Raw genomic sequence first — 13,356 nt, forward strand, 5'->3', positions numbered from 1 at the left:
GAAAGGGTGTATAACGATATGTCTGTAGAAGCAATTAGTTCTACACTAACAATGCTAGAGAGAATGCATAAAAGCTTACTCGAACTAGCCTTTAAAAAAACAGAAATTATTAAAAGTGGCGATATCGAAGCTTTAGACCAATTGCTCAAGGACGAGCAGGCACATGTAGCGGCCATCGATAAGCTCGAGCAACAGCGTCAGAAACAGGTAACGGACTACCTTGAAGCAAAGGGACTTGCTTCATCTGACAAAACAACTGTCGCGGATGTCATCGAGGCTGCTGAACAACAAGCAGACAAAGCAACACTTTCAGCAGTTCGCGAACGTTTAATGCAAATTATCAATGACCTACGAAAACAAAATGATCTAAATCAAAAACTCGTTTTCCAATCATTACAAATCGTCAACCTAACATTAGATGCAGTAAGACCCCGTACAGAGCAAATGAACTATTCCAGCAACGAAGTACGTGGAACTAATACCATAGCTAAAAAATCATATTTCGATTCACAAGCATAACAAGGGAGGAAGAAAAATGCGCTCAACATTTATGGGCTTAGAAGCTAGTAAACGTGGCCTCTTCACACAGCAAACTGCTTTATACACAACTGGTCATAATATTTCCAACGCCAACACACTAGGCTACTCTCGTCAACGAGTAAATATGCAGGCAACACCAGGTTTCCCAACGGCTGGATTAAATCAGCCCACTTATCCTGGACATCTTGGAACAGGTGTAGAAGCAGGCTCAATTCAACGTATACGCGATGAATTTATTGATCGTCAATATCGTCAAGAAACGAATAAATTTGGCTATTGGGAAGCCCGTTCCAATGCGATTTCACAAATGGAAGATATTATGGATGAGCCATCCCAATTTGGCTTAAATGCAGCATTAGAGCAATTTTGGAAGGGGCTAGAGGATGTTAGTACTAATCCAGAAAATGCTTCTTCCAGAAAAGTAGCGATTGAACGAGCAAAACATCTTGCACAATCATTTAATTATATGGACACGCAGATAAAAACAATACAAGGTAATTTAGGAAACGAAATTAATGTATCTACAGATCGTATTAATTCTATATTAAAGAGAATTGCATCGATTAATAAGCAAATACAAGAGGTTGAGCCAAATGGGCATGTTCCTAATGATTTGTATGATGCGCGTGATGTGTTAATTGATGAACTAAATAGCTATATACCAGTAACGATTGAACGTGTTCCTTCAGGTGGGATTGCTAGTGAGGTGGCTGAGGGTAGTCTAACAATAAAGTTTAAGCCGTATCCATCAGGTACGCCAATAGAATTAGTTAATGGTAGAGAATATGCAGCATTAACTACTACGGGAACAGATACAACAGGTACTGTAGCAAGTATTGATGGCAATGATTTAACAAAGGTTTTTCAGGAAATAAAAATTTCCAAGCTAGGTGAACCACCAACAAAGCCTGCTGCTGATGCTGTAGGATTGGAATCAATTAAATATAATGAACTTGAGCCTGGAAAAGGTAAACTACTATCACTTATTAATTCGTACGGATATGCTGAATATGACGCGGGAGGTGCTTTTTCAGGTATAAAAGGTTACTATCCAGAAGCATTAGCAAATTTGGATAAACTAGCTTCTACCTTTGCTAATACATTTAACGCAGTACATAAGGCAGGCTATGATTTGACAGGTGTACAAAATGGATTAAACTTCTTTGAAACGATGGATGGCTCTACAACAATTAATGCTAGCAATATTAAAATCAATGAAGAATTTACGAAAGATTCTTCGAAACTAGCTGCTTCTTCTGCTCCTAATGAAGTAGGTAATGGTAAATGGGCAATTGAGCTAGCCAATTTACAATCAAAAGCAATTGGTGCTGGAGGATTTACAATTACAGTTGGTGCAAATACTGTTGTAGTTCCACCTTCAACAGAGCATCTTGATAGCGCAACTTTCAACTCTTTCTATCAAGGAATGATTGGAAAATTGGGTACAGACGGTGAAGAAGCCTATCAATTAAATAAAACCTCTGAAAACCTTTTATTATCAATAACTTATAACCGCGCATCTGTCAGCTCGGTGTCCTTAGATGAAGAAATGACGAATATGATTACGTTCCAACAGGCGTACAATGCAAATGCGCGTATGATTACAGTTGTCGATGAAACTTTAGATAAAATTATCAATGGTATGGGCCGTGTTGGACTATAAAATTACTAGAAAGGGGTTTTTCCTAACATGCGTGTGACACAAACGATGCTATCAAATAACATGCTGCTTAACCTAAACAGAAGCTATGGCAGAATGTCTAAACTACAAGACCAAATTAATTCAGGTACAAAAATTACTAGACCCTCTGATGATCCTGTTATTGCTGTAAAGGGAATGGGCTATCGTCGGGATTTGGGACGAGTTGAACAATATACACGAAATATGAATGAGGTCAATAACTGGATAGATACAACCGATGAGTCACTGAACCAAGTAGGTGAACAAATGAAGCGTGTTCGTGAACTTGTGATTCAAGCAGCCAATGATACAAATACACCTGATGAGCGTGCAAAAATTAAGACAGAAATTGATCAAATTCGCCAACAGATTCAGGATGTGTCGAATACAAAAATTGGTGACCGTTATATTTTCAGTGGTACGAATACGGATAAACCTTTATTTGTAGATGCGACTCCCCCAAATGCTGATGGTTCAAAAATAATTAATGCGGATTATCAACTTTACGATGGAACAAATATTATTTCTACTGCTGCTGATAAATTAACAGCACCGAATGCTGATGTACAAATTGAGGTCTATGATGGGATTCAATTGCAGGTGAATGCACCTGGTGCTGATTTATTTGGCAATATTGATTCATTAATGGGGAAAATATCAAACTTATTGGATCCTGAAAGAGTACCTGGACCAGCGACTAGCGAAGAAATTAGTAAAGCATTAGGTGGTTTTACTTCCAATAGTAAATCGGATGATATAACAAATATACACAATAAAATCCTGGAGACGCAGGCCGATATGGGGGCACGCCAAAATCGTGTTGAATTAATGGAAAACCGCTTGTCGCTTCGGGAAATTAGCGTAACTAAACAATTATCAAACAATGAAGATGTTGATTATTCAAAAGCGATAACGGAAATGGTCACTTCAGAGTCTATTCATCAGGCCGCATTATCTGTAGGCGCAAGAATTATTCAGCAAACTCTAGTAGATTTTATTAGATAATACTCACTAGTCATAATCTGAAAATCAAGAGATTATAGGGAAAAACAAAGTGATATAGGTATAGCGAACAAATTTTATAAATGAAGAAGGAAAGCGTTTGGACAATTCGTTCAGACGCTTTTATTGAAAGGAGAGGTAAAATGAGACTCCCTCAAATTCAAATTCGTACAACAGATGCCAAATTAGACCTTCATATAGGAAAACCACAACAACACATTGAACAACCAGAGGCTACTCTGCATATTGAACAACCAGCCGCTATCTTGGAGATTCATACAACAAGAGGAGTTTTAAAAATAGATTCCTCACAAGCGAGGAGAGATTTAGGGTTAATTGGACCAATTGAAGCGACTAAAAATGCTGCTAAAGAAGGTCAACAGACTGCTCTAAGTGGTATTGAGAGACGAGTAAATGAAGGGCGACAAATAATGATGTCAGCTGGGAAAGGTCAAGGACGAGCTATTATGCAAAATATTGCTAAACAAAATCATGGGCCCCATCGTGTACCGTTCAATATCAAATTCGTACCATCCATAGGCTCTGTAAAAATCGACTATACTCCTGGTACAACAGATGTCAATATTGAGCGGAGAGAGCCAATAATTGACGCAAAGGTGAACAAACCAATCTACGAATACACACCAGGGAAAGTAACTGGTACAATGGTACAAAGACCAAATGTTGACATTGATGTAATTGGTTAAAGGAGAGAGTAATCTAAATGGAGATTGAAACAAAATTTTTAGGAACAGTTGAAATTAATGAACAAGACATCTTAACATTTGAAACAGGACTGCCAGGCTTCCAAAATGCTCGTAAATTCGTCTTGTTACCTCTCGATGCGGATTTACCATTAGTAGTCTTGCAATCTGTTGAACAACAAGAACTTGGCTTTGTGCTCGCTTATCCATTTGCCTTTAAAAAGGACTATGAATTCGAAATTGATGAGGAAGTTAAAGAGGATTTGCAAATCGAAAAAGAAGATGATATTGTACCATACACAATTTTGACATTAAAAGAAACGTTCCAAGAATCTACAATGAATTTACTAGCTCCAGTTGTCATAAATACAGTAAAAAAACTTGGAAAACAAATTGTGTTACAAGATAGTGCAAGCTATCCATTACGCTATCCAATCGGTGCTGCGGAAGGAAGTGCCAAGTAATGCTTGTATTATCTAGAAAAAAAGGCGAATCCATCATGGTTGGCGACCAAATTGAAGTCAAGATACTTGCGGTCGAGGGTGATCAAATAAAGCTTGGCATCGTGGCACCAAGATCCGTCAAAGTTCATCGTTCGGAAGTATTCAAGGCAATACAGGAGCAAAATAGAGAAGCGCTTGCTACCCCAAAAGATTTATTAGAAAAACTAAAACGGAAATAACGGTTAGAAGGTGTCTAGATAGTTTATAGACATCTTTTTAATTGGTTTTAGAACATGAAAAGAAAGTGTATAGTTATAAAAAGAAGGTTAGACTGAAAAATACTCATGTAAAGGGGGAGATCAATATGAGTAAGTTAAATGCTATGCAGATACTCAGTTTTCGAGGATTGTCAGATATTTCGCTTAAAAATTTTTCTAAAATCAATTTATTTGTAGGGGAAAATAACACGGGGAAAACATCTTTGCTTGAAGCCATTTATTTACTTGCTAATTACTCAACAAAACAAGGTTTTTTACGATTAGCAAAAATGCGCGAGCAATATATTATGGAGCGTGCAACTTCTACAGAAGAATTAATTAGTTGGCTATTTAACAAAACAACAGAGCCAATTAACATAAGCTACAGTTTAGATGGTGCTAATAAAAGTATTCAATGTTCCTTAGAGGAAAAAGAGTATATTGTATTGAGTGGAAGTTCCGATGAGTATGATATAAAAGAACGAGTAGTGAAGGATCAGTTTATTAAAATAGAAGAGACTGGCAACAAGCAGGAGAAAGTGAATATTCAACATGAGTTTATTAATTCAACTGATAAAACAACAGAAGTTTTAGAAAAACAAAAAAATTTATTTGATTGTCATTTTATCTCAGCTATTCATCATCGTGTTGAACCGTTGTCCCCATATATAATTGATGATCTTGTGAAAGGCGGAGAACGTCCCGCGTTAATTGAGGCTCTACGTCAGTTTGATAACAATATTAAAGGTATTGAGTTGCTAATGCAAAATGGCTCACAGAAGTCTCCGAAGCCAATCCCTTATATTCAACACGACGATCTTGGTTTAGTGCCAATTTCAATATTTGGCGATGGTGTGAGAAAGGCACTTATTATTGCTTCACAGATCATTCGCTTCAAAGGTGGCGTTCTGCTAATTGATGAAATCGAAACAGGCATTCACACAAAAATGATTCCAGTGTTTTTTACTTGGTTAGCTCAAATATGTTACAAGCATGATGTGCAATTATTTGCTACAACCCATAGTTTAGAGGCATTAGACGGAATGTTAAAGGCGACTGAAGGAGATTCCAATCAATTATCTGTGTATCGTTTAGGCGAAGCTAATAATAAAAAGCAAGTAAAATATTTCTCAGGTGAAAAGTTAAAAGTATTAAGATACGAGCTTGGACAGGATGTGCGTTAACATGAAAAAATATTACTATTTTATTGTTGAGGGTGTCCATGATTCAGCAGCTTTAGGGCGTTACCTACTAGAAAGAAATATTCCACTCATTCGGAATATAGAACAAGTAGATTCATATTGGCAGAGGCTTATTCCTAGAAGTTTTCCGTTTAACGGTGATTTATTGATGCGCATGCCTGTGCCAATGTTTTATGAAAATGATGATTATGCTATTGCTATCCAAACAGCTGGGGGTGATTCAGGCATTACAAAAGCTTTTGATAGCCTTTTAAACCTTGAGTACGAACAATTAGCAGGTATCGCTATTTTTTGTGATGCTGATACAAAAACAGCAAAGGATTGCTTCGATCACTTGAAGCAACGCCTAATAACTGAGGTCGATGAAGAATATCATTTTATTTTTAAGACTGCTAAATTTGGAGAAGTGACGACTGAAAATCCTGCTTTCGGTGTCTATATATTCCCTAATAATGAACATGAGGGTACATTGGAAAATTTATTATTAGAGGGTGGAAGCATTGTTTATCCAGATCTAATGGAAAATGCCCAAGCATATGTAGACAGTATTTCATCAACTTATCGCAAACGATGGAAAATATCAAGTGAACCAAAAGTATTATTTGGTGTTATGGCAAATGCACTAAAGCCTGGAAAAGCAAATCAAGTATCAATTCAAGACAACGAATGGATTAGTGCTAAAACAACTGAATCCCACAGCCAATCACAACTTAGAAACTTTCTAACAAGTTTATTAGACGAATAGTGCATAGAACTACTCGATAGTTTTATACCATTTTCACAGTTTGGACAAATAATAATCAGCTTAAAAGTAGAGAATAACGTCAAAAACCTTACCACCCCAGTGTTTGTTACAATTTGAAAACACTTAAAATAGTAAAAAATAAAAATAAAAAAGTTTATAAAAACTATTAAACATTTAAAACGCCTTACGATATATAAGGTGTAAGGCAGAAGTAGTATATAACTACTGATACCAAACTCTCCCACAAGGACGTGGGTGATACAAAAAACAATTCAAGGAGGAATTCCAAATGAGAATTCAACACAACATTTCTGCATTAAATGCACACCGTAACTTAGGTGCAAACAACACTCAAGCTTCAAAAAACCTTGAGAAATTATCTTCTGGTTTCAAAATCAACCGTGCTGGTGACGATGCTGCTGGTTTAGCAATCTCTGAAAAAATGCGCGGACAAATCCGTGGTCTTGACATGGCTACGAAAAACTCTCAAGATGCAATTTCTTTAATCCAAACTGCTGAGGGTGCATTAAACGAAACACACTCAATTCTACAACGTATGCGTGAATTAGCAGTTCAATCTTCAAGTGATACAAACGTTAACCTTGACCGTGATGCAATCCAACAAGAAATTGAGCAATTAACAAAAGAAATTGATCGTATTTCAAATACAACTGAGTTTAATACTCAAAAATTACTTGATGGTTCATTCTCAGGTAAATTCCAAATTGGTGCGAATGAAAACCAAGATATGGCTATGAACATTGGTAATATGAATGCAGCAGCTTTAGGCTTAACTAATACTACAGTAGTTTCTAAAGATATTAGTGCTACAGGTTTGAACGATGGTACTTATACAGTAAAAGGTACAGATTTAGTGGATGCAAATGGTCAAGTCGTAGGTAAAGTTAGTACTAATAAAGTTACTTTAGGACATACGACTACAACAGAAATTGCATTTACTGATATCAATAAGAGTGCTACAGCAGTGAAAGACTTAGCAGCTGGTGATACAATTATTGTAAAAGACGGCAAAGCTGAGTTACGTAAAGCAGCATCAGATGATGTGAAAAAATTAGCTGCTGGTACTTATGAAGTAAGTGGTACAAATGTTCTTAAAGATGGTGTGAAAGTCGGCGAATTTGATACAACTGGTAAAAAAGTAAAAATTGATGTAATTGATAAAGACGGTAATAAAGAAACATTAGAATTAGTAGCTAATGATTTAGGTTTAGGAGAGGCATTAGCTGATAAATCTAAATTTATTGTTGGTGGTGTAGATGTATCAACTCGTGACCAGGCAAAGGGAACTATTACTGCTGTTGATGCAGCAATTAAACAAGTTTCTGAACAACGATCTTCATTAGGTGCGGTTCAAAACCGTTTAGAACACACAATTAATAACTTAGGTGCTGCTTCTGAAAACTTAACAGCTGCTGAATCTCGTATCCGTGATACAGATATGGCAAAAGAAATGATGGAGTTCACTAAGAACAATATCTTAATGCAAGCAGCTCAATCTATGTTAGCGCAAGCAAACCAACAACCACAAGGCGTATTACAATTATTAGGTTAATTCCTAACCAAGGAGCTTGAAGGTATTTACCTTCAAGCTTTTTTTATGAAGGAGGGGTGAAATGGAAAAAGTAATGTTAGTTCCTAAAGGGACAGAGCAATTTCAATGTATAGGGGCAGCTTGTGGGGATTCATGTTGTCGAATATGGAATGTTGATATTGACCGTGTAGGCTTTATGAAAGTCACAACATCTAGTAACACTGTTATTAAACCGTTAGCCAAAAAGGCTTATCAAAAAAATTCAAAGGCAACAGGTGCTACTAACTACGGGCGAATGAAAATGAATGAACAAAAAGAATGTCACTTTTTAGATGAAAACAAATGGTGCTTAATTCATAAGGAGCTAGGTGAAAGTGCTTTATGTAATACATGTGCTATTTATCCAAGGGAGCATCGAGAAATTGGTCAGTATATCGAGAAATCATTAACCTTATCATGTCCCGAAGCTGTACGCTCATTGTTATTGCAAAAAGAAGGGATAGAATTTGAAGAAGTATTAGCTAAACCATCAGAGCGTATTCAAAGTAAAGCGATTTTAACTGGAGAACATGTTGATATTTTATGGGTTATTCGAACATTTGTGATTACATTATTGCAGGAACGGGGCATTTCATTGGATGTACGTATGATGTTACTTGGTTTATTAGCAGAAAAGCTAAATGAGCAGCCAAAAACGTTAGAACATACAGAGAAAATTATCCAGATGATGCAACAACGCTTTTTAACACCGCAATATATTGAAGCCGTGATGCAAATAAAAGGAAATGAACTAGTTCAACTCCAAATGCATAAAGAGTTACTTCGTACAACGGTAGAAGAGCTTTCGTTTAATGTACGGTATGTGGGAGTGGTAAATCAATTTATTAGGGGTTTAAAAACAGGTCCATTAGAGAACAAGGAAATTGCAGAAGAAACTTTACAAAAATATATAGCTGCACAAGCTGTTTACATGCAATTTATTCAAGAGCATCATTATATTTTAGAAAATTATGTAGTACATTATATTTTTACCAATGTATTTCCGTATAATGGCAAAACAATATTGGAGGCATATGAAGATGTTGTTATTAATTATCAGCTGATTAAAGCTTTATTAATGGGTATTGCCTCCTATAATGGAAAATTAACGACTGATGATGCAGTGCTCGCGATTCAAAGCTATACAAAGGCTGTAGCTCATAATAATAAGAGTTATGGCATATTACGTCAAAAAATTAAAGAATCTAATATGGAGACGATAGCATTTTTATTTGCGTATATTAAAATGAATGGATAAAAACGGTAGCTAAAAGAGGTCTTTATTAGTAGAAAACTGGGTATTTATTTTGGAATTTTTAAAGTAGATAAGTGTTTTTACTATAGTGGAGAAATGTATTCCAGAAAAAATAACTCAACAAGGGACATTCGGGTTATTACGCATACATTTTTAGCATTCACCTTCGTAGTAATTAGCTATGTTGATAATGAGAATATAATTGTGAAGTATTGATTCCATTTTATTAATGATATGACACCATACGATACCATATATGAAGTTTTACACATGTGGTGACGTATAGCTTAACTAAAGGTCAATATTCACGCTAATTGTTTTACAGAGTCAAGCATTAATGGGTGTCTTTATGACGCTTATTTCCCTAGCTCGCTTTATTTCACTATTTCCAAAGCCAATGGATGAAAATGAAAACAATGACGATAAAAGTGAAGCATTAGTTGATATTAAAAAGAGTTAGAGGGAAAAACTTTTGCATGAAAAAAAAAGTACCATATCTGGGAAAGAATATTTCTGGATAGCCACTATTTTAATGTGAAGGGAGAGATAAAATAATGAATGAATTATTACTAGATACACATTGATCTTACTATGATTATGTTGTAAAAGTACAAGACGGCTGCCAATGATTGCAAGCCTTTTCAATCTAGAACAAGCCTTTCAAATGATTGCAGATTTTAGTGAAGGGCTCGAATGGTTAGTAACAGTACAGCAACATATGCAAGCTAATCATTACGTTATTAATAGCCGTATACAGGAAGTTATCGAACGACTAACAATTTTAAATGGGCTATTGGAAAAAGGTGATATAGAAGCATTAACAGATTTATTTTCAAATGAGATTGCTCCACTTTTTGCTAGTGCTTCTGAATGGACGTTTAAAAAAGTTCAGATTTAAATGGCTAGATGACATTATTTAATTATTTAATTGGTGTTTATCGTGCTATTAAGCTTATTTAGGAATTGGAGGGGATTGGGGGGATAATTGCCACGTTAGAACAACAGATTATGGTGCCAAAATACATATAAGTAATTAAAATGTTGTAAATTAACTTTTCTATATTTACAAACAGAATCACCTACAGATGAGAAGCTCAAAGTATATTTGATCACACAGAGGTTACTTATCAACAATGTATGCAGGTGCACATAATATTACAGCACGCTACTCCAAAAGATGAAAGAATTTCAATTAGAGATATTTCCATTTTTTGCTAATGTTAAGTCAAATAAATGAATTCGATAGAACGTTTATAAAGATATTGCTTTTCAATATAGTACAGTTAGTTATTTTTAGAGGGAGTTGGTTTATCCAATATCCCTTTTTATTTGTAACTTTTTTGCGTAGTATAATGAGGTAAATATATGGGCAAAGGTAGATGGTGGAAGATGGAACATTTATTTATTAAGAATTACCATAGTTTTCTAGATGATCGAGGGGGAATTGTTAAATTAAGTGAAAATCAGTTAAAGCAAACAGTACAGTATGTACTGGTCAATCTATTACTTTCTGAAAAAACAACCCAGACCTGTAAAGAAGAACCAAGATATGTTTTTCTTTATTATAATAAAACATTACATTACGGTAAAATACTAAAATTTTACCCTAAAAATGAGTTTACGGAGCACTTCCCAGATTTAATAGATAAAATGTTTACTTTTGCAATTAAAATATCTAACCTAACAGAAATGCCTGAAGAACATTTAAAGTATTTATTTGCAAAGAGTAAGCGGAAGTATGTTGGTGATGTTAAATATTCTTTATTCCAGACAAAAGATGATAATTATCCATATGCTACTCCTATTGTAGACAATACAAAGGATTTCTTTCTGGAAACATATCGCATTGTAAATGACTTTAAGGAAGTCGTTTTATACGGCAATGACACTATTCAAAATCAAAAAACATACGGCAAAATTGTTGAAGAGGATGGGGAAATTTTTGTTACTTTAACGAACGAAAAGATGCTTCAAGTGGATATTGGTTATTTATTAGGCGAATATGATGCACGCTTACCGAATTATCGACCATATTTTTATGAATTTATCCCACTCCATTTAACAGATAAAAAAATAGAACAATTGGGGCTAGAGAGAAATAAATGGTATAACGTAAGTCTTTATACTGATGCATCTGTTCAGGGGGAATTTAACGAAAAAACGATTAAAGGTACACTTCTTTTTAGTGCTTCTCCTATCATACGTAAAGGACGGCGACTAATATTTGGAGAAAAGGCTTCTACAGATATTGAACAGCATTTTAATCAATTGTTAAGTCAAGAACAGGAAAACTGGATAGTGAATAATGGGGATGAAGTAAAGGAACAATTTGAACAAGCTTTAAATTTATCACAATATAATGATTTAGAAATAAATGTTATTATCTATTCAGTAGGTCAAGGCAATTGGATTCAAGTGGAAGGTATGGACAAAGGGAATGAAATATTTTCATTGTGCTTCGATATTGGATTTACTATCACTGAAACAAGTACCCTTTATGAGGATGCGATAAAACAGGCGGCATTAGAGGCTAAAAAATCAAATTTAATCATGCTCTCCCATTGGGATTTAGATCATATTTTAGGTGTTTCTAAATTCAGTAATATCGATTATGAGAAAACATGGATTGTCCCACAAATTATTGATACTGCGAGTGAATCTTCTAAACGATTAGCAGTTTATATAGCAAAAGAAAGCAATATTAATGCCGTTTTTGCTGCAGATACATTTAATGGAACAGTCATTTTTAAGAGCGATTATTTTGTATTAGGAAAAGGACAAGGGAATCAATCAGGAAAAAAGATGACAATTGGAAATACTTATAGCTGGAAAACAAAGTACAATAATTTAAATAATTTAGGGCTAATATTAGAAGTGAAAAACAATGGGCATTCAATGTTATTGCCTGGCGACTGCGAATACATAGAGTTCCCGCAACTTTTTATGAAACTCTATAATACAATTGTCGTGCCACATCACGGCGCAGCTGTAGAAGGTGTTGCTTTACCAGACAGAAGTGTACATTGCAGTGAAGCGATTGCCTGCGTAAATCGTAAGAAAAGTAGAGGCTATCCGAAGAAAAAGCATGTGGATATTTTAGAGAACCATAAAGGTTATAAAGTACATTCAAATACTTGTTATAAGATTTCTAAAACTTTTAAATTTTAATTTACAAACTGGTATATCGGTGCAAATAGTGTTGGGAAATGAGCTTTATTAGAAGTGAGAGGTGTGAGTACCGATGTTTTGATATTGCCTGAGAAAAAGAAATTATTAGCTTTAATTAAAGTCGATCGAGCAAATTCGAGTATCATAGCCAACGTTTTATCCAATTTTAGAAGAAAGAACGAATTTTTGTTAGAAATTCATTCTTCATATTACCTAACTACAGTTACCATATGATAATGTCTACTCTTGTCCATGTGAAAAATTTCAAACTTTCTTCTATTATTATCTGTATTGTTTTAAAAAAACTGAAATTCTCTTCTTTTTATCCGATATTAGTAACAATCATATCTGTATTAGATTCAAGGAGGATGAAATTATGCGAATTTCAGGAAATGCAGATACTGGTGCAGCAACTATCCAACAGCAAGTCTCCTCTAATGCAACAGCAGTGGAGAAAGTAGGTACGCAAGGAAGCGACACTACAATGAAAAGTGCTACACCAATTGTTGAACAAATACAACAACTTAGCAATGATGAGGAAACAAAAGCAAAAGTACAAGAAGTTGTCGATAAAATGAATAAAATGCTAGAAGTAAATCAGAGCGCTGCAAAGTTTAAGTATCATGAGGGTTTAGATCGTTATTATGTAACTGTAGTAGATAGTGCTACTGATGAGGTATTAAAAGAAATCCCACCGAAAAAGTTACTAGACGCTTTTTATGAAATGCAAAAGCTGTTTGGGATGATTGTAGACGAAAAAATATAATT

13 protein-coding genes are annotated in these 13,356 nt (G+C 35.0%); all 13 read left to right on the forward strand.

Translation table 11 applies throughout. The features are described from left to right. Positions 1-18 precede the first annotated feature (18 nt). Entirely contained in the window at positions 19-519 is a 501-nt protein-coding gene (locus MKZ14_RS03190; RefSeq protein WP_016994953.1) for a flagellar protein FlgN, read from the forward strand. A gap of 16 nt (positions 520-535) precedes the next feature. Continuing rightward, positions 536-2,203: a flagellar hook-associated protein FlgK gene (gene flgK, locus MKZ14_RS03195; protein ID WP_333006456.1), complete on the forward strand. Its 1,668-nt coding sequence runs from the start codon at positions 536-538 to the stop codon at positions 2,201-2,203. Between the two features lie 27 nt (positions 2,204-2,230). Then, a complete protein-coding gene (gene flgL, locus MKZ14_RS03200; RefSeq protein ID WP_333006455.1) occupies positions 2,231-3,226 on the forward strand; it encodes a flagellar hook-associated protein FlgL in 996 nt (331 codons plus the stop codon). 140 nt (positions 3,227-3,366) lie between these two features. Then, positions 3,367-3,930 (forward strand): DUF6470 family protein, encoded by a 564-nt coding sequence (locus tag MKZ14_RS03205; RefSeq protein WP_004227569.1) that lies wholly within the window; start codon positions 3,367-3,369, stop codon positions 3,928-3,930. A gap of 17 nt (positions 3,931-3,947) precedes the next feature. Beyond that, positions 3,948-4,391 (forward strand): flagellar assembly protein FliW, encoded by a 444-nt coding sequence (gene fliW / locus MKZ14_RS03210; RefSeq protein ID WP_259951066.1) that lies wholly within the window; start codon positions 3,948-3,950, stop codon positions 4,389-4,391. Further along, positions 4,391-4,609 carry a carbon storage regulator CsrA gene (csrA, locus tag MKZ14_RS03215; protein WP_333006453.1) on the forward strand — a complete coding sequence of 73 codons (219 nt, stop codon included), beginning with the start codon at positions 4,391-4,393 and terminating at the stop codon, positions 4,607-4,609. Before fliW ends, csrA begins: the two co-directional genes overlap by 1 nt. Before the next feature lie 125 nt (positions 4,610-4,734). Beyond that, positions 4,735-5,811: an AAA family ATPase gene (locus tag MKZ14_RS03220; protein WP_258860700.1), complete on the forward strand. Its 1,077-nt coding sequence runs from the start codon at positions 4,735-4,737 to the stop codon at positions 5,809-5,811. 1 nt (position 5,812) lies between these two features. After that, on the forward strand, positions 5,813-6,574 hold the full coding sequence (locus MKZ14_RS03225) for a DUF3226 domain-containing protein (RefSeq protein ID WP_333006452.1): 762 nt from the start codon (positions 5,813-5,815) through the stop codon (positions 6,572-6,574). A 289-nt stretch (positions 6,575-6,863) separates the two neighbouring features. Next, positions 6,864-8,147, forward strand: coding sequence for a flagellin (locus MKZ14_RS03230; protein WP_333006451.1), 1,284 nt, complete (start codon positions 6,864-6,866; stop codon positions 8,145-8,147). Positions 8,148-8,208: 61 nt separating this feature from the next. Beyond that, positions 8,209-9,423 carry a flagellin lysine-N-methylase gene (gene fliB / locus MKZ14_RS03235; RefSeq protein ID WP_333006450.1) on the forward strand — a complete coding sequence of 405 codons (1,215 nt, stop codon included), beginning with the start codon at positions 8,209-8,211 and terminating at the stop codon, positions 9,421-9,423. Between the two features lie 622 nt (positions 9,424-10,045). Then, positions 10,046-10,318, forward strand: coding sequence for a hypothetical protein (locus MKZ14_RS03240; RefSeq protein WP_333006449.1), 273 nt, complete (start codon positions 10,046-10,048; stop codon positions 10,316-10,318). A 491-nt stretch (positions 10,319-10,809) separates the two neighbouring features. Continuing rightward, on the forward strand, positions 10,810-12,588 hold the full coding sequence (locus MKZ14_RS03245) for a hypothetical protein (protein ID WP_333006448.1): 1,779 nt from the start codon (positions 10,810-10,812) through the stop codon (positions 12,586-12,588). A 376-nt stretch (positions 12,589-12,964) separates the two neighbouring features. After that, positions 12,965-13,354, forward strand: a complete 390-nt coding sequence (locus tag MKZ14_RS03250) for a flagellar protein FlaG (protein WP_333006447.1) — start codon at positions 12,965-12,967, stop codon at positions 13,352-13,354. The last annotated feature ends 2 nt before the right edge of the window (positions 13,355-13,356 follow it).

The sequence above is a fragment of the Lysinibacillus sp. FSL P2-0066 genome (genome assembly GCF_037969495.1).
In the GTDB taxonomy this organism is placed as follows: Bacteria; Bacillota; Bacilli; order Bacillales_A; family Planococcaceae; genus Lysinibacillus; species Lysinibacillus boronitolerans.

Coding starts and splice junctions, on each gene's coding strand:
- fliW (WP_259951066.1), top strand. CDS start 3,948: ATGGAGATTGAAACAAAATTTTTAGGAACAGTTGAAATTAATGAACAA.
- MKZ14_RS03240 (WP_333006449.1), top strand. CDS start 10,046: ATGATTGCAAGCCTTTTCAATCTAGAACAAGCCTTTCAAATGATTGCA.
- fliB (WP_333006450.1), top strand. CDS start 8,209: ATGGAAAAAGTAATGTTAGTTCCTAAAGGGACAGAGCAATTTCAATGT.
- flgK (WP_333006456.1), top strand. CDS start 536: ATGCGCTCAACATTTATGGGCTTAGAAGCTAGTAAACGTGGCCTCTTC.
- MKZ14_RS03220 (WP_258860700.1), top strand. CDS start 4,735: ATGAGTAAGTTAAATGCTATGCAGATACTCAGTTTTCGAGGATTGTCA.
- MKZ14_RS03225 (WP_333006452.1), top strand. CDS start 5,813: ATGAAAAAATATTACTATTTTATTGTTGAGGGTGTCCATGATTCAGCA.
- csrA (WP_333006453.1), top strand. CDS start 4,391: ATGCTTGTATTATCTAGAAAAAAAGGCGAATCCATCATGGTTGGCGAC.
- flgL (WP_333006455.1), top strand. CDS start 2,231: ATGCGTGTGACACAAACGATGCTATCAAATAACATGCTGCTTAACCTA.
- MKZ14_RS03245 (WP_333006448.1), top strand. CDS start 10,810: ATGGAACATTTATTTATTAAGAATTACCATAGTTTTCTAGATGATCGA.
- MKZ14_RS03230 (WP_333006451.1), top strand. CDS start 6,864: ATGAGAATTCAACACAACATTTCTGCATTAAATGCACACCGTAACTTA.
- MKZ14_RS03205 (WP_004227569.1), top strand. CDS start 3,367: ATGAGACTCCCTCAAATTCAAATTCGTACAACAGATGCCAAATTAGAC.
- MKZ14_RS03250 (WP_333006447.1), top strand. CDS start 12,965: ATGCGAATTTCAGGAAATGCAGATACTGGTGCAGCAACTATCCAACAG.
- MKZ14_RS03190 (WP_016994953.1), top strand. CDS start 19: ATGTCTGTAGAAGCAATTAGTTCTACACTAACAATGCTAGAGAGAATG.